Source organism: Corynebacterium canis (genome assembly GCF_030408595.1).
Classification (GTDB): Bacteria; Actinomycetota; Actinomycetes; order Mycobacteriales; family Mycobacteriaceae; genus Corynebacterium; species Corynebacterium canis.
The window spans coordinates 2,029,989-2,048,025 of the sequence record NZ_CP047080.1 but is presented as its reverse complement, the minus strand read 5'-3'; the positions used below and the strand labels follow the sequence as shown (position 1 = coordinate 2,048,025).

At 60.1% G+C, this 18,037-nt stretch carries 10 protein-coding genes; 2 read left to right on the top strand and 8 right to left on the bottom strand.

Annotated features, from left to right (window positions below; all coding sequences use genetic code 11):
• Positions 1-538: 538 nt before the first annotated feature.
• The gene (locus CCANI_RS09000; protein ID WP_146323516.1) at positions 539-1,210 is read right to left on the bottom strand and encodes an HAD-IA family hydrolase; all 672 of its coding nucleotides are present in this window, start codon (positions 1,208-1,210) and stop codon (positions 539-541) included.
• Between the two features lie 62 nt (positions 1,211-1,272).
• Here CCANI_RS09000 and smc point away from each other — a divergent pair, with 62 nt between their 5' ends.
• Entirely contained in the window at positions 1,273-4,707 is a 3,435-nt protein-coding gene (gene smc / locus CCANI_RS08995) for a chromosome segregation protein SMC (RefSeq protein ID WP_146323517.1), read from the top strand.
• Here smc and CCANI_RS08990 read toward each other — a convergent pair.
• Genes CCANI_RS08990 through CCANI_RS08960 form a run of 7 tightly spaced genes read right to left on the bottom strand, consistent with a single transcriptional unit; the run spans position 4,704 to position 13,432 of the window.
• Positions 4,704-6,023 carry a UDP-glucose dehydrogenase family protein gene (locus CCANI_RS08990; RefSeq protein WP_146323518.1) on the bottom strand — a complete coding sequence of 440 codons (1,320 nt, stop codon included), beginning with the start codon at positions 6,021-6,023 and terminating at the stop codon, positions 4,704-4,706. The genes smc and CCANI_RS08990 overlap by 4 nt on opposite strands.
• Entirely contained in the window at positions 6,020-7,030 is a 1,011-nt protein-coding gene (locus tag CCANI_RS08985; RefSeq protein WP_146323519.1) for a phosphotransferase, read from the bottom strand. The genes CCANI_RS08990 and CCANI_RS08985 overlap by 4 nt, the downstream gene beginning before the upstream one ends.
• The gene (locus CCANI_RS08980) at positions 7,027-8,142 is read right to left on the bottom strand and encodes a phosphotransferase family protein (RefSeq protein ID WP_146323520.1); all 1,116 of its coding nucleotides are present in this window, start codon (positions 8,140-8,142) and stop codon (positions 7,027-7,029) included. Before CCANI_RS08980 ends, CCANI_RS08985 begins: the two co-directional genes overlap by 4 nt.
• A gap of 3 nt (positions 8,143-8,145) precedes the next feature.
• Positions 8,146-9,933: an ABC transporter ATP-binding protein gene (locus CCANI_RS08975; RefSeq protein WP_186750056.1), complete on the bottom strand. Its 1,788-nt coding sequence runs from the start codon at positions 9,931-9,933 to the stop codon at positions 8,146-8,148.
• Complete coding sequence (locus CCANI_RS08970) at positions 9,933-11,045, bottom strand: glycosyltransferase family 4 protein (protein ID WP_146323521.1); 1,113 nt, start codon at positions 11,043-11,045, stop codon at positions 9,933-9,935. The genes CCANI_RS08975 and CCANI_RS08970 overlap by 1 nt, the downstream gene beginning before the upstream one ends.
• Positions 11,046-11,054: 9 nt before the next feature.
• Positions 11,055-12,251 (bottom strand): glycosyltransferase family 4 protein, encoded by a 1,197-nt coding sequence (locus tag CCANI_RS08965; RefSeq protein ID WP_146323522.1) that lies wholly within the window; start codon positions 12,249-12,251, stop codon positions 11,055-11,057.
• Entirely contained in the window at positions 12,248-13,432 is a 1,185-nt protein-coding gene (locus tag CCANI_RS08960; protein WP_146323523.1) for a glycosyltransferase family protein, read from the bottom strand. Before CCANI_RS08960 ends, CCANI_RS08965 begins: the two co-directional genes overlap by 4 nt.
• 730 nt (positions 13,433-14,162) lie before the next feature.
• On the opposite strand from CCANI_RS08960, the gene CCANI_RS08955 reads away from it, so the two are divergent.
• On the top strand, positions 14,163-17,642 hold the full coding sequence (locus tag CCANI_RS08955; RefSeq protein ID WP_146323524.1) for a hypothetical protein: 3,480 nt from the start codon (positions 14,163-14,165) through the stop codon (positions 17,640-17,642).
• The last annotated feature ends 395 nt before the right edge of the window (positions 17,643-18,037 follow it).

Here is an 18,037-nt window from a genome sequence, read left to right as displayed (position 1 = left end):
CAAAAGGCCGCTGGAGGCTGACGCACTGTTGCGCGCGATTGGTTACGGCCGCCTCGAACACGTTGCAACGACATCGATTGTGAACCACCGGAACCCGCACCACAAAGCCACGTACAATCTGCCTGGCCGCTCTTCGGCAATGTACGATCTGCCTGGCCGCGCTGGATCTGCTTGGCTTGCGAAGCGGATTTTCCTGGGGAAATGCGCCTGCGACAGATCTGCCTCAGGCACATCTGCCATGGCAGAAAACCAGGCAGATCCTCCACACCACGCCAGGTGATGTGGTGAGTTGAAGGCCGGAATTTTCCGCGCAACCGCCGCGCTATATCTGCCTCAGGCAGATTCAACACGCCGGTCGGCGCGCGGTGGTGTTTCCGCAGGAACGCGAAACGGCCGTGTTACATCTGCCTCAGGCACATTTGCCACGGCAGAAAACCAGGCAGATCTGACGCGGCGGGGTTATGCGGGTACGTATGCGACGTGCCCTCTTTAAGCGGCTTCGATGTGCACTAGGGCCGAGACTTGACCCGGCCCTTCACTAGGCCGCTTCAATGTTCACCGTGCCGTCGCCGGAACGCCGCACCTGCAGGTTTCGATAATCCGCGATGCGCGGGTGAGCGGTTTCCTCGTAAGGCAATGTGTTTCCCACGATTACCACTTGTGCACCGGCAGCTTCGCCGGCCGCGATGCCTGCCGCGGCGTCTTCAAACACCACCGTGTCTTCCGGCGCTACATTGAGTGCGGCCGCCGCCTTGAGGTAGCCCTGCGGGTCAGGTTTTCCTTTGGTGATTTGATCAGCGGGAATCACCACATCGGGTACTGCTACTTGCGCCGCCGCCATCCGCACGCGCGCCAATTCCAGCGGCGCACTGGTGACGAGCGCATGTGGCACCTGCAATGCGCGAAGTTGTTCGATAAATGCCCGCGCCCCGGGAATTTCCACTACGCCGTCGAGTTGGATCATTTCTTGCTCGGTGCGTGCTACTTCGAGGCGTTTGCGCTCTTCTGCGGAAAGGTGCGGCACGAAGTGTTTGTAGGTTGCGGCGGAGGGGCGTCCGTGTGAAAATCGCAAGATTTCATCCGGATCGAGGCCGAACTCATGGGCGAATTCAATCCAGAGTTCTTCAACCACGGCGGTGGAATCGACCAGCGTGCCGTCCATGTCGAGGAGAACCGCCCGCCCTTGCACAAGAAATGCTGTATTGGACATGCTTTCATGCTACCTGCGAGCCGCTCACCGGGCGGATTGCAAATGTGCGTTACACTGCCCGGGTGCATTTGAAATCGTTGACGCTCAAGGGTTTTAAGTCTTTTGCGTCTGCGACGACCCTGAAATTCGAGCCGGGTATTTGTGCGGTGGTGGGGCCGAACGGTTCGGGCAAGTCGAATGTGGTGGATGCGCTGGCTTGGGTGATGGGGGAGCAGGGCGCCAAGACTTTGCGCGGCGGCAAAATGGAGGACGTGATTTTCGCCGGGGCGGGGGATCGGAAACCGCTTGGCCGGGCCGAAGTGACGTTGACAATAGATAATTCTGACGGCGCATTGCCTATCGAATATACGGAGGTTTCCGTCACGCGCCGCATGTTCCGCGATGGCGCAAGTGAGTACGAAATTAATGGTTCCCGCGCCCGGCTTATGGATATTCAAGAGCTGCTTAGCGATTCCGGCATTGGCCGGGAAATGCACATCATCGTGGGGCAGGGACGTCTCGCACAAATATTGGAATCGCGCCCCGAGGAGCGTCGCGCCTTTATCGAGGAAGCTGCCGGCGTATTGAAGCATCGTCGCCGCAAGGAGAAGGCGCAGCGCAAACTCGTGGGCATGCAGGCCAACTTAGACCGGCTTACCGACCTTACCGAAGAGTTAAAACGCCAGCTCAAGCCCCTCGCGCGTCAGGCCGAGGCCGCGCAACGTGCCGCTACCGTCCAGGCCGAGCTTCGCGACGCCCGCCTCCGCCTCGCCGGGGACCGCTTAGTGCGTCTTGCTACCGAGCGTGACGACGCCCATCGCCTTGCCGAACGCAGCGCAGCTCAGGTGGCAAAACTCAGCGAAGAACTGGAAGAGCATAGCCGCGTGCAACAGGGTTTGGAGTCGCAATTGGCCCAGGTCACCCCAGAGGCCGAGGTTGCGCAAGCGTTGTGGTTTGAATTGTCCGCGCTTGCGGAACGCATCGTAGCAACCGAACGTATTGCCCAAGATCGCGCCAGCGCTGTGGTGGAGGTTCCATACGCCGGGCAAGATGCGGATGCGTTGGAGCGAAGGGCGGATCGCGCGGAGGCCGAACAGGCAAATTTAGATCAGGCTGTCGAGGTGGCTCGCGAACGCCTTGACGCCGTACGCGAACAGGTGTTGGAGCACGAGGAGATCGCACGGGAAGCCGATCGTGAGCACATGGCGCAGGTTCGGGCGCGTGCCGATCGGCGTGAGGGGGTGGTGCGTTTGGTCGCTGCGGAAGAATCTCAAACCGCCCAGATCGAGGCCGTTGAGGCGGATATCGCCCGCCAAACCGAGACTTTGGAAGCCTCCTTGGCGCGGGTGGATGCTGCGCAGCTTGAGGCGCGCACCATGCAAGAGCGGCTGCAGGAAATGCATTACGCTCGGACTTCGTTGGCGGCGCGCGCAGAAACCGCGCAATCGGAATCCCAAGCGGCCGCCGCGCGTTTGAACGAACTTTCGGCGCGGAATCGGGAGATTGAGACGGGCATTGCGCGCTTGGAAGCGCGCCGCGAAACGCTGATTGATTCACTCCCAGCGGCGGATGTTGGCGAATTGCTTGCGGATACCTCGGCCGTGGTCGATGCGATCAGCGTCGATGAGGGATATGCCACCGCCGTGTCTGCCGCATTGGGTGCCCACGCCCATGCGCTATTCGTAGAAGATTTCGATGCGGAAAAGCTCGCATCCGCGGAGGTGGCGCGGACGGTGGTGGTTGCGGCTTCGCCGGCCGCGAGTTGGCGTTTGGAGGCGCAATTACCCAGCGGGGCGCGTTGGCTGCTGGATGTTATTCGGCTTGATGCGGGGATCGTTGGTCCGATCACGCGTTTGCTTGCGGATGTGGTGGTGGTGCCGGAGGTCGCGCAGGCCCAGGCGGTGGTGGTTGCGGATCCGCGGCTGCGCGCTGTGACTACGAACGGCGAACTTTTTGGCGAAGGTTGGATGGCCTTTGGGCGGGGCGCGGCAACCGCCGTGGAAATCGGCGTGGATATCGCCCGAGCCGCCGAGGCGCTCGAAAGTTTGCATGAGGAGTCTGTGGCGCTTTCCGGAACGCTCGAAGGTGCCACCACGGCGGCCAACGAGGCGCAAATCGCGGCGGCCAGCGCGCAGGCGGCGCTGCGAGATCACGATGTGGAATGCAAATCGGTGGGGAGAGAGGCCCGCCGCGCGCAAGCTCATGTCGACGCCATTCAGGGCGAACGTAAGCGCGCGATGGAACACGTGCAGCAGGCGACGGAACGCCTGGACCAGCTAAAAGACCAATTGGCGCAGATTCGAGACCGGTTGGCGCGGGTGGATCAACATGCGGATGAGGAACCTTCCACTGAGGCTCGCGACGCGGCGGCGGCCACGCTGAGCCAGCTTCGCGCCATGGAAATGGAGGCGTGCCTGACGCTGCGCACGGCGGAGGAACGGGCTGGCGTGTCGCGCGGTCAGGCCGATAATCTGCGTAGGCAGGCCGCGCAAGAACGTTTGAATAAGGCGCGGCACGAAGAGCAGATGGAGCGCCGCCGCAAGCAGGCGAAACTCGCCGCAACCGTAGCCGAATGTGCGGCCGAAATCCGGGTTCGGGTGGCGGACGCGACCGCCCGTGCTGCGCTGTCCCGGGATGAATTGGTGGCGCGGCGCAACCACCTTCAAGGGTTATTGTCACGCGCGAACGAAGAGGTGAATTCGCGGCGCGAGCAATTGGGCAGACTAACCGATAATGCGCACGCCACGGACATTGCTAGGCACCAGGCGCAGGTGCGCATTGAGGAGGCGGAGGCGAAGCTTACCGAGCAATTGGGTCTGCCAGCGGAGGTGATCCGGCGCGATTACGCCCCCGATGAAACGTTCGATCGCGCGGCGGAAACCAAGCGATTGCGGCAAGCCGAACGGGATCTAGCGGCATTGGGTAAGGTGAATCCGCTCGCGCTGGAGGAATTCACCGCGCTGGAGGAGCGCTACGAATATTTGGCCGGGCAGCTCGCCGATGTGCAACAGGCAAGGAAAGACCTTTCGGATGTAATTACCGAGGTAGACGCGAAGATCTTGCAACTGTTCACGGAGGCTTGGCGCGACGTCGAAAAGCAATTTCCGCATGTGTTTGCGACGTTGTTCCCAGGTGGGGAAGGGCGATTGGTGCTGACGGAGCCGGAGGACATGCTCACCACCGGCATTGAGGTCGAGGCGCGTCCGCCGGGGAAAAAGGTCAAGCGCCTGTCACTGCTTTCCGGCGGCGAGAAATCGCTGACCGCGCTGGCCATGCTGGTGGCGATTTTCCAGGCGCGCCCGAGCCCGTTTTACGTCATGGATGAGGTCGAGGCGGCGCTCGATGACGTCAACCTTCGTCGGCTGCTGGACCTGTTTCGGGAGCTGCGGAAGGATTCGCAACTAATTGTGATTACGCACCAGAAACCGACGATGGAAGTGGCGAACGTGCTCTACGGTGTGACCATGCGCGGCGACGGTATCACCCAGGTGATGAGCCAGCGCATGAGCCCCGCTTAGCGGCCGAGCCCGGAATACGCCCAGCCGGCGGCGCGCCACCGCTTGGGGTTCAGCGCATTGCGGCCGTCAATGATCACGGGCTCTTTGACCAGGGTTGCGGTGGACGCCGGGTCCAGCGCCAAAAACTCTTTCCATTCTGTGAGCAGCAGCACAAGCTCAGCGCCGGTGAGCGCCGTCGCGATATCGGCCTCGGTGTGCAAATCCGGGTAAGCGCGGTTCGTGGATTCCAAAGCCTTTGGGTCGCACACCGTGATTTTCGCGCCCAGATTGTGCAAGCGTTGCGCGATTTCTAGCGCGGGGGAGTCGCGGATATCGTCGCTATTAGGTTTAAAGGCGGCGCCGAGCACCGTAATCTTTGCACCCTCGACATCGCCATCGAATGTGCGTTTGGCCTCGGCGACGACGCGGTCTCGGCGGCGTTGGTTGATCGAATCCACCTCTTTCAAAAACGTCACCGCCTCGTGGACACCTAGTTCTTCGGCCCGTGCCACGAAAGCGCGGATATCCTTGGGCAAGCACCCGCCGCCGAAACCGATGCCGGCGCGCAGGAACTTGTGTCCGATCCGATCGTCATGGCCGAGCGCCTGGGCGAGCTGGGTGACATCGCCACCGGTGGCCTCGCACAATTCCGCCATCGCATTAATGAAGCTGATCTTGGTGGCCAGGAACGAATTCGCCGCGACCTTGACGAGCTCCGCGGTGGGGTAGTTTGTGACCAGCTTTGGCATCCCTTCGGCCAAGATGCGTTCGTACACAGCGTCGAGCGCGGATTCACCGTGGCGCGCGGAGGTTTCATCTGCGGCCAGGCCGTAAACGATGCGGTCTGGGTGCAGGGTGTCTTCCACCGCGAAACCTTCGCGCAGGAATTCGGGGTTCCACACCAGGGTGAGGCCGCGTTCGGCGCATTGGCGGGCGAATCGTTCGGCGGTGCCGACCGGGACGGTGGATTTGCCAACGATGACGGCGCTGGTTTCGGTAGGCATGGCATCGAAAACCGATTTGAATGCAGCTTCGAGGTAGGTGAGGTCCGCCGCTGGGCTGTCCTTGGATTGCGGCGTGCCAACCGCAATGAAAATGACATCGCTGGTTGCCAGTTCTTGCGGTGCCGGGCCGGTAACAAATCGCAGCTTATTGTTGCGAACCGCGGGTTCTAGGATTTCGGCAAGGCCGGGTTCGTAAAACGGTGTGCGGCCGCTGGACAGCGTCGCGACCTTATCCGCGTCCGTATCAATGCCTACGACATCGTGTCCCAGGCTTGCCATGCAAGCAGCGTGCACCGCTCCGAGGTAGCCGCAGCCGATGACTGAGATTTTCATAGCGTTTCCTTTCGATTATGTTCTAAACAATGGGCGATCCAAGATTCAAACCAGGGCCGCGAACTTGGGCGAAAAGCGTACAAGAAGGCGAGGCGAATAGTGGCGCTTTGCGTGTAGCAGCGTAGCCGCTGTTGTGGAATGTGCAAGCGCTCCGCAAGCGTGCACACAACGTTTCGAACCCCGCGATAGGTTTGCGGATGAAACACCTGCTGTATTCGGCGCAGCTCCGCATGCGCGAGCAGGTTGCCAAGATCAAGCGCGGCCTCGGCGAGCGTGGTGGTATCCGTATCCAACAGGCTTAACGTGTCACCATCCCACAGCAGTTGTTTATCGTGCAGGTCTCGGTGCGACAGCACCCACGGCGATTCGTGGGCGAGAAGGTCGCGGCACGTGGCATCCACCATTGCCGCGAAGCGTGCGGGCTGAGGGATCGCCTGATAGGAGGTGGCATGGGTAAACCATTGCCTAAGCACGCGGCATTCAGCTTCCGGGCCATGCCGATTAATCGAGTGCATGTGCGTTTGATCTTGGACCAGTTCCGGCCATAGTTGTTCGAAGCGAGCCCAGCCGGGCAACCCTTGTTGATCCAATCGGTGCAGCGTGTCGCCTGGGAGTTTTTCGGTGGTTATGCTGCCCGCACTCACATCGATAATGGCTGCGGATCGCATGTCGGCGGCGGCGCATACCTCGTGCATCGTGCGGGTCGCGGATACCACTCCGGGCACCTTGTTGGGGCGAAGGAATTTGCGAACGTGGTCGGGGTAAATAACCACCGCGCGTTTGCCAAAGCGATGCACGACCAATGCACCGGATTCCGGCGGGGAAAGCTCGGGGAGTGCTGCGTCGCGCGCATAATCGGCGAGACGGAGGTTGGCCGCGGCGTCGATAATTCCGGCGCGGAGCCGTCCAGCTTCGTCGAATTGTTCAAACACGAGCGATTGCTCCGGGCCGGGCCAGGCGCGACGGACACGGGGGAGATCGAACAAGAGGGCGAGCGCTTGGTTCACAGCAATTCCTCCACGCGGGTCAGTGCCGCGGCGGTGCGAGCGCGCCATGCCGGATCGCCTGAACGCATCGGTTCCGCGATGCGCAACAACATGGCATGCAGCTGGGCGGTTCGTACATCAGTTTGGGAAGGCGCATGACCGCGGGTATCGGCGTAACCGGCCAGCAACGCGGAGGCGGTGTCGGCGTCCACGACGGAAAGGTAGCAGCCAAGGTCAACCGCGGCGGGGGCGAGGTGGATGCGGTCAAAATCCGTAAGCCAAATATCGTTGCCATTGCGGGAAATCAGGAATTGATCGGGGGAGGCGTCGCCATGAACGACAACCGCGGGGCCCGGAACATGGGTTGGCACGCGGGCGGCAATATGTGCGATTCGGTGGGCGAGGTCAGGGGCTAGCACTTGGAAGATGCGTTCGTGCGCTCGCATGCGTTCGGTGATGGGAGCGTACCGATGTGCAAGCCGCGCCCGGAGCGTTTCTGGGAGCTGCGCGGTTGACATATGCAATTGCGCGAGGATGCGCCCAGCTTGATAGGTCGCATTTATGTTCGGGCTGGCCTGTAAATCAGAATCGCCAACTACGCGCGCAATGCTGAGGCGCGGATTGGTGCCATCGTCGAGGCGATCCGGGGTGGGGACGGCCTCCGACACGAACCTGTGCACTTCGAATCCCAGTTCGTCTGGGGCGACGGTAACGCGCAGCACGCTATCGCCCGCGCGGAGCACGATGCGCCGCGCCGGGTTATAGCGCAGGATCCGGTCAATGCCGGTGAGCTGGAACCCGAGATGCTCGGGCAATAGCCAGGGGCCCAGCTTCGGGTCTGCCTCGAATTGTCCATGCTGAAAGGTGAGCCCACCCAACGCCGGGGAGGTGGTAACCGAAAACCCGTGCGTTTGCGCCCAGAGCTCGGTCTTGTGCGCTTTCCGCTGGCCATCGGGCCACATCAGGCGCGCCCAACCGGCAATAGCATCGTCGGAACAATGGCGCAGGGCGGCCAGAATCGACGTCTCGGGTTTGACTCGCAACGCCGTGGCCCGTACCGGCTTGCCGCACTGCCGGCTCAGCCACGTGCTGTCCAAGATTGCGCTGAATGCATGTTCGGTATGTGTTGTCATTGGCTAGTCCTCAACCTGTGCCCGCGGCAGCGATTGGGAGCCGTTGGAAACCCACGCACGGAATTCGGGACTGTGCTCCTGCAGGTAATCCGGGGTCCCCTGCCACAGGACTTGGCCGTCTTGGATCCACACCACGCGGTCCGCGCCAAGGGCCACCTCTGGGTCGTGGGTCACCGCGATCGTGGTTTTTTCCGCCACCAATTCGTGGATTGCGTCCATGACCAGCGTCGCTGATTCGGGGTCGAGGCCGGTGGTTGGTTCGTCGAGGATAATCACCGGGGTATTGCGCAAAAGGGCGCGCGCGATTGCCACCCGTTGGCGCTGGCCGCCGGAAAGGGTGCTGCCGCGCTCACCCACCAACGTGTCGTAGCCTTCCGGGAATTCCATAATGAAATCGTGGGCTCGCGCCGCCTTGGCCGCGGCAATAATCTCGTCATCGCTGGCGCCGATGCGGCCGAATCGAATGTTTTCGCGGATGGTGCCCGTAAAGAGAACCGGTTCCTGGTGCAATAACGAGACCAATTCCCGCAGATATACCAAATCGATATCGCGGAGCCGGTGGCCGTCCAAATATACGTCCCCGGATTTCGGGTCGATGGCGCGCACCAATAGCGAGGCCAGCGTGGATTTACCGGCGCCGGACGGTCCGATCACGGCGAGCATTTCGCCCGGTTCGATGGTGAGGTTGAATCCGCGCAAGATCAAGACGTCTTCGTAGTCGGTGAACACATTGTCGAACTTGATGTGGCCGTTGATGTGATACGGCACGACGGGGTCGGTGGGGGTGCGGATATCGGAGGTGATTTCCATCAGATCGGCCACGCGTTCGCCGGATGCGGTGGCGCGGGCGATGCGGCCCGTGTATTTGGCCATGTCCCGCAACGGTTTCATGGTGGTGCGCAGATAGGTGGTAAACAATACGAGGTCGCCCAATGTCATGGATTCCTCTAGAACACGTATTCCACCTCCGACGAGCACTGCGGCGGTGGCCAACCCAACGATTGCGTCGGTTGTACGTTCGAGCCGTGCGGCGAGCCTCCGTGAGCTCACGCCTGCGGTGAGCGCGGTGGTATTCGCTTCGCGGAAGCGATTGCTCACCATCGCCTCTAGTACGTACGTTTGCACGACCTCGATGGCGGAAAGGCATTCCTGCGCGGTATTGGCGAGCTTGCCCTCCGCTTTTCGAGTATTGCGCGATGCGACGGCGATATTGCGTGACGTATTGCGCGAGGTGATGCCGAACAGGATGAGCGCTACCAGCACCACGATCGCCAATACCGAGTCCAGTACGAACATCACCACCATCATCGCTAGGAACGTAACTATGTTCGCAAGCAGCGGCAGTCCGGCGGTGACGGCGACCTCCTGCATACGGTTTACGTCCGCTACGATGCGCTGCACCGTGTCTGCCGAGCGATTCCCCTTATGGAATTGCTGCGGCAGGCGTTGCACATGTTTGAACACCCGCATGCGCAGCGTGGTGGAGGCGCGCGATCCGACCAGCGTAAAGGCCACCGTGGCAAGGTAATTGGCAATAGCCCGCAATGCCGTTACGCAAACCAGTGCGATGCCGCAGATGAGCAGCAATTGTATGCTCGCTGGCTGTCCGGAGGTATGCGCCCCCAGTGAGACCGAGAGCGCGTCCACCACGATCTTCAGTGGCCAAGGTTCCAGCACCCGAAAACACACTTCAAATAGCAGTGCGATTGTGCCGCCGACGATAAGCTTTCGCTCGGGCTTGATATGTGGGGATACAAGTTCGAAGGTGCGCCGCAAAGGTTGGTTGATCATTAGCTATCGGCTACCCCGGCGATCTGCAAAATATTGTCCACAACCTGCGGCCAACCGTGGTGCTGTTCCGCTAACCGCCGCGCTTGTTCGCCCAACGCTTTTCGACGCCCCGGCTGCTCGACCAAACCGTCGATTGCGGCGGCCAATGCCACGGGGTGGGAGGGAGGAATTAGCTCCGCAGCGGTACCCAAAATGGCCGGGATCTGCCCGACTTGGGAGGCCACGATCGGCAGCCCGGCGGCCATGTATTCGAAGATTTTTAAAGGGGAGAAGTACTGGTCGCTATCGTTGGCCGCTGGGTACGGGGCGACGGCGATGGCGCTACCGGCAAGGTGCGCCAGCATATCCGTTGGCGCGACGGCGCCCCGGAAATCCACTTGTACGTTTAAGTCTGTGGCTAAGGTTTCCAGCGCCTCACGTTCCGGGCCGTCACCGATAATGCGGATCCTCCATGCCTGCTGGGCGTGTTTGGCTGCGTGAAGGAGATCGGAAACCCCATGCCAAGGTTTCAGTGAACCGATAAACGTAACTACCGGCGGGCCGTCGGTATCCTCTGGTTGCGGCACGATCCGTTCCAAACAAACGCCATTAGCCACGGTGACCACCCGTCCGCCGACGCTATTGGCAATCACCCAATCGCGCACGCGATCAGACACACAGATGGTTGCGCGCGCCGAGGAAACCTGGGATTGCAATGCGGCGGCTGCGGTCGCGGCGTCGAAAAGCGTGCGGTGGGTGCGCTGCTCGTCGATCAGAGGTGCGTTTACCTCGAGGATGCCGGGGATGCCGGAGGTGGCGATTACGGTGCTGAACAGCGAGTAACGTTCATAAATCAGTTCGGTGCCATCGCGGCGCAATTCGGCGCTGATTTCGGTGGCGCGTTCCCATTGCGCGGTTTCCCGTTTGCTGGGTTCCCGCTCTTCGATGGGGTAGACGCGCACCTCGAGGTCATGCAGGTCATCAGGGATACACGTGCCCTTGCGCACCGCGTGGACCACCACCTCGTGCCCGCGCCGCCGCAATTCTCGCACCACTTCCTGGATGTGTACCGACGCCCCTTTGGTGCCGAATATGGGGATGCCGGGGTCTACGCAAACATAAGCGATTTTCATGGGTTGCCTCTATCCGTCCTGCCACTGGGCAAGCGTCTTTGCCTGTTGGTGGCTATCAAAATGCTTTTCGATAAGTGCGCGAGCGTTGGTGGTGAGCTTGGTGGCGTCGACCTTGCCGGTGGCGAATTGTTGGAGCGCGGCGATCAATCCGTCGATATCGCCAGGCTCCAATAGAACGCCAGTTTCACCGTCGCGTATTACCTCCGGCAATCCGGTGACGGCGGTGGCAATCACCGGGATCCCGCTGGCCATGGCTTCCAAAACTACGGTGGGCAAACCGTCGATATTGCCATCCGCGGTGGGGATGCATGGGGCGACAAATACGTGGGAGCGCGCAATGAGTTCGCGCACCTCGCTCTGATTGATTGGGCCCAATAGGCACACATGTTCGCTTAGGCCAAGGTCGTCGATTTGCTCCTGCAGGGTGTCTTGCAGCTCCCCGGCGCCGCCGATGGAAAGCTGGACGTCCCAACCTTGTTCGCGGAGCACACCGATGGCAGAAATCAGATGATCGAAACCCTTTTTGGGAACTAGTCTGCCCACCGCGGCCACGCGCAGCGTTCCGGTGAGCGGCAGCGGCGGGCGATACGGGAACCGCTCCAATTCCAGCGCGTTGTAACACAATTGAATATTTGCGCCGGTGCCTTCCAGCACCGTGGTGAGGAAACGTTCGTTGTATTTGCTAATGGCGATCACCTGTTGCGCAGCCCCGCACACGCGCCGCAACCAATCGATATCAACGCTGTTATGGAAAATATCTTTCGCGTGCGTGGTTACGGTGAATGGAATGCCCGTAATCGTGGAAGCCACGTAGGCAATTCGGCCCGGCAGGGAAGCGAAATGGGCGTGTAGGTGCGTAATGCCTTGGTCATAAGCCATGCGGGCAAGTGCGAGCCCTTGTGCGACCTCATCGAAGGGGAGATCTACGAATTGGGGGAGGGTTTGCTGCACCCGTTTTCCAAGTTCGGGATGGTGCAATGATTTGGCCAATTCCTCCCATAATCCCGTACCGACTTGCGGTCGCGGGACCCAGTGCACATTGGCCTTAATCCGAGCTAGTTCGGGGTGGAAGCGGGCGTCCGATGTGGGACGCAGTGCGAAAATATCAAGCTGTTCACCGTTGGCTTCTCGAGCAAGAATTTCAGTAACAATAAACGTTTCTGAAAACCGTGGATAAACTTTTAACACATAGCCGATTTTGCTCATGTTTTTGCTCCCTCTATTATGGCCGGTTTTACGCATTCGGCGGCATATTTCGCGGCAGTTGTCAGACCGTCTAACTTGATATGTGAGCGGTCAATCGAGTTTTGTGCGGCGCGGCGTACCCAAGCGCTTAACGCAGCCGGGGTTGTTTCGGACAAACGCAAATATTCTACCGCCCCTACTTTCTGGAAAGATTGTGCACGAATGAGTTGTTCTTGGCGGGGATATTCGCGCGGAGTTATCAGCGCAGGGGTATCTGAGGCGAGAATCTCGCAGGAGGTGTTGTACCCGCCCATGGAAATGACGGCAGACGCGCGCTGAATTTGTGTGCTTAACCCAGGCCACGAATGGTGTATTTCGGTATGAGGTGCGGCTAATTGTTGCAACTCGCGAAATTCCGCAGCACTTGCTTGGGGGCCCGTAATTACGATGTGAGTATGCGCGTCGGGGACCTCGAGTTGAACAGTTGCGCGAAGCAGTTGGAAGCCATCCGAACCGCCGCCAGCGGTGGTTAAAATAAACGGCTTGGGTGCCAGTTCCATATCGTGGTCGGCCACGCGCCGTCCCTCGGCGAGGAAACCGGTATAGCGAACTTTGTCTACGAGCCACGGCGGTACCTCGCCAGAGGTAACCGGATCGTGAACCTGTGGATCTCCATAGACCCAGACTTGATCGATTAGGGTGCCGAGATGATTGGCGTCCCCGAGGAGGGCCCATTCCTGTATTGCGGACTCAGGCGTGTCTAGTATGTCGCGTAATCCGAGAATGACCTGCGCGTATGGCACAGCTTCGCGCAAGGCCTGCAGCGGTTCCTGCAGTTCCTTCCACACGCCTAGGATGTGGCGGTCAATGATCACCAGGTGTGGGGCGAACGATAGCAATGTCGATTTCAACAGGTTTGAACGCAGTTGAATTAGGTTTTCAGTACTGCCGCCAAGGCTGCGCGGATGATAATCCTTTCCGCGTTTTGTAATCCCGGGAATGGTAATCCAATCAAACCCTGGCGGTAGGGGGAACATGCTTCCTGATTGCAACCCGGAGACAAGCAGGCCGGAAACTTCGCAATCGAGCATATCGGGGAGGTCTTTGGCAATGTGGTGGGCGATAGTGAGGTTGCGGCGCACGTGTCCTAAACCCTGGGAATCGTGGCTATATAGCAGCACTCGAACAATCGGCTTATTCATGGCAATCCTTTGTTAACCCTGACAATCTAGTTAAAAATCATCGCCTAAAGTCGGTCGTCTTACTTAAGGCGCGCTAAGGGCTTGGGATCGTTGCTGTTCGCATCACTCGCAATCAAATATCAAGACATGACTAGATGAGGCTAGCCATGTTTAGGGGCAGCCTTCGATTCGTGTTGAAGAAAGGCTTCTAGCTTGCCTCGAGTATAGCAATATCAATCGACCAAGCTAACTAATTACCTAAAGCACAGCCGGTTTTGTTGCACGTTCACATTTATTAAATGCGTCATTGTTGCTAACAATCCGGAAGGCGCGGAGTCTCGGCGGCGCGGCGCCGGCCTAAAAAAATTGTGTAGGCATCATGCTACGTGTCAGATCCGGGAAAGTATTTGAAGTTTGTAGAACAGTTTTCGCGCCGTGCGGGTTGTTATTTTCCGATGATAATGCGGGTTTTTCATCTTCATTTCATATTTGAGGGCGAAAGTTATAATTAGCACCGGCGTCGGCCGTGCTTAGTAAAATAGAATCATCATATTCATTGGTGTGATGTTGTTCTTTCCCATTACGCGGGATTAATGTATTGCGCCGCGGGAGGCGCAGCGGGTGTACCCGTTCCCCTGAAAACGCCGCCGCAACGCGGCGATTGGGAAAGCACATTAGCGACCTGAAAAGTGCTATCGGGGCGGCTATGCTTGGAGTTCTCACTGAAAAAACCAAGGGGATTGACACACACATGAGCGGCATAGCCGATCTGAATGACTCACTACTCGGCTGGGCTTCCCAGACCGAACTCACCTTGAATCAGCGGTTCGCTGACCATTCCTTGTTTATTGAGGCGGAACTTGCCGCCGACGAACTAGAACGTATTGATCGCTTCTATGGAACTTTTTTGTCGCGGCAACTATCGGCGGGCGCAGACCTAGAGGCATTGCTTCGCGACACCCCGGCACTCGCCGTATCAACCTTGGTAGCCCGCGCCGCCCGAATGGTTGATTCGGAGAACTTTTATGCGGAATACCTTGGGGGCCTGAATCTGCGGGCCGACGATGCCTGGTTGGAAGTGCTGGAAAGCCTAACCCTCGAGCTATTGCGCACCGTTGGTCTCGTCGTCCCAGAGGGCTGCAATCCCGTTTTGGCCTTGGTGCTGCACGCCGGGATCACCGGCAGCGAGGTCGCGGGCCTGATGGAGCTGCTGGACAATATGGATCCCGCGGCCACCGCCGAACAAGTTATCGAGATTTTGGCGGATGGCAGTTATAAAGCCTTCGAACACAACGAGGAATCGGAGGTGCCGCCGCTTCCACTTGAGGTGACGGCGGCGTGTGCAACGTGCGCCCCCGCGTTGCTGCTGCCCGTGCTGCGTGGCGTGATCGCCATGAGGAACCTCACCATCGAACAGCCATCCACTTGGCAGGATGCTCCCCAGCCTGCCCTGCCGATGCTGGTGCGGGAGGCGGTAGCGGCGGAGTTGCGGGAACGGCCCGCTGGCACGGTAAACCGCGCGGAGGCGGTTGGCGTGGCCACGCGGGAGGCCCGCCCGCGCATCGTCCTAGATGCAATTCGCAATAAAATCTGTGTGCGATTACCCGAACAATTGCTCGCACCGGAGGAAGACGAGGTGCAGTGGCGGGTCACGCTCGATGGCACCACAAAGGTCTACCGCACCGGCCGCATGTGGGGGGAGGGTCACCCGTTTACGGAGGCGCTCGATCTGACCATCGACCACCAGGTGCGCGAATTGAGCGTGGCGGATGTGACCAATGGGCTCGCGTGGGTGTTGCCTGTGGTGGACAATACCGACCCCGTACTGGTGTTCAATCCAAAGGGCGCTAATATCACCGACAAAGCGTCCCTGCATTATTCGGAATTGCTCGTGGTGTGCCCCGAGGATGCCACCTTGGTCGACGTGGTCACGGGCGAGGAAATCCCGGTCACGGAAACCATCGATATCGAGGGTTGGACTGGGTGGTCATGCCGCCGCGTCGACGCCTATAACATTGCGTCGCTCCAGGCAGTGCGCCCGGATCAATCACCCTCGGCCATGCATCAGGTGCGGTGCATTGATCCTCGGAAACGCGTCATGTTCCGCGACCCGGGCACCCCAATTCCGCACGTGTTTTCGCATGGCGGGTTGCCGGTGCACGCGCAATCCTTGGTCGCCGAGTTCCCGCCGACCGTATCCGGCCACCCCGAGACGTGGTACCTTTCCATCTCCTCCTACGCGGGCACCGGTAACGCCGGTGAAGAGGTGGCGCCGGCTGAGCCGCTGGAGATTCCGGCCGAGGGCGGTGTGTTCGATATTTTCGATCCCGAGGTGTACGACGCCCCCTGGGTTGGCGAATACCTTATCCGCCTGCGCGGTCCACGCAACGAGTCGTTCCGTCACGAGTACGCCATCGTCGAAGGCATGCTCGCCACCACCGAAATTGCCGGTTTATGCAGGTCATTCCGTATTCCTGCGCACGGCGGCCTGAGCGAGGCGGCGTTGCTGGTCAAGTCCGGGGAGAAGCATTTTCAGGTTTCGCCGCCGGAGGTGCGGGTCGCCGCCGCCGAGTCGGGCACCGATTTTGTGGTCACCACCGACGAGGGCGATAGCATGCCTTTGCGATTTATTCCGCCGCGTCTGCGTTTTGAGGTGCCGCTGATCACCATGCCGCCAATGTGGCGCACCACTCGCTTGGTTGTTCGACCGCGTCAATTCGATGCCGACGGCGTCCTACGCATCCGCGCGACTGGCGAACTTGGCGACCCGAAGATCACCGTCCGCAACCACCACGGCGCCCCGCTGCGCACGGTGAAGCTTTCGCGTGACGACGCTCGCACGTACTCGACGCCCATGACCCAGCTCGCCGCTTCCACGCAGGTGATGACGAACGGTCGGGTGGAATTCGAATGGACGGATGCCCGCAGCGATAAACGGGTTTCGGTGAATCTCGCCGCCGTGGACGCAACCCCCCACGCTTCCGATTGTGTGATCGAAGACGGCGAGCTGGTCTTTGCAGATCTCGTCACCGATCGGCAGCTTTCCGCATGGGTGTGGCCGGCGACGGCTCCCTGGGCTTCGGCACGTACGGTGGCGGTTGCTCCGCGCACCCCGCTGCCCGAATCTTTGATCGATGCTGGGCCGGTCAAGGTGCAGTTATTGTCGGCGGATCCGCTGACGGCGCTACGCCCGCCGTTGGCCCCCGGCAGCGACGCTTTTTCGGTCGAACAGGAGGGCTACTATAAGCAGCAATCCGCAGGTTTGGTCGAGCTTTCCGCATTTTTATCGGGCGCGGTCGAGACGGCCCCGGAGGATCCGTCGGTCATGCCCGTGTTGTGGGATTACTTGGATGGCTGGGGGGCGGCATGCCCCGATCGCGCCGTGGTAACGGCGCTGGCGGCAAACCCGAGCGCGGCGCTCAAGGGGCTTTCAGCGTCATTGGTTCCGGCGGAGAAACAACCGGGTCGCGTTATCGCTTCTGGGCTGGTGCACGGTGCGTTTGCGGGCAGCGAGCCGGTCACGGAAGTGCACCGCACCGCGTGGATCGGCACATTAGAACTCCTAGCCCAATTGCCCGCGCGCTACGCGGCCGTGGAGGAAGGTGCCCCACGTACGCAATTGCGCGACGTCTTGGATTCCCTCGAGGAAGTTGCAGGTAAGCGGCTTATTGAGACGCTAGCCACAGGGCGCGACGCCACGTTGGATACCGCGTGCATTGATAAGTCGACGGTGCAGATCGCGCATATGAACGAGGCGCAGCAGCAGACCTTGCTGGCAATGTTCTTCTCCCAGGCGGAAATTGTGCCCGGCCCGATTATGGAGGACTCGGCCCGCTTGCTGGCGGTGTTTGACACCTTTAAACACCGCAAGGAGCTGACCTCGCTGGTGGGCGATCAAGGGCTGATCAAATCCGCCGTTTCGCTGCTGCGCGCCCTCCGTGGCGCGAACCGCCAGATCTATAGTTCGGCGCGTATTCGGTTTGACAAGCTCGACGGCGTGGACACTAACGATATCTCGAACATTTGGGCGTTAGTTCCGGTGGTTTCGCTGGTATTTGCGCTTTCGGCACGGATGCATGCGCATGGGCTCATGGGCAAATCGAAGCTCCTCGTCGAGGCGGCCCAGGGCTGGAGCCAATTGGCCGATATCGTCCCGGATCTTGTTACTGGCGACCTGATCGCTGCGGAAGCCATGGTGCTCGCCGTGAAGTATCCCGGTATGGCTACCTAGCCACGGCGCGCAACGACCGACCGGACACGCCGAGACCCCGGCGTTGCCCCCGTTTGTGTGTGTGCCAAGGTGTGGGGTTTCGGCGCCGCGCATCGGTTCGAAACGCTTGCCGTCGGCTGTCGGCGGCGGGCGAGCACACTCCAAGTGGGCAATGTTTCCGCCCTACCCCCAGGGGTGTCGGTTTGGGGGTGTACCAAAAAGTCTACGTTCCGGGTGTGCATAGCTTTGTGGGTGTTGCCGCCATTGGCGTTACCCACGGCGGCCACCGCCGCGTACTTCGAACAAAAAGCTCGCAACATAATCCCGCCACACCAAACCCATGTTCCATAAAGTGGGACAAGCGGGTGCTAAACGCCCATAAACGCCCATCGTGGCACTATAATGAGACACTAAAC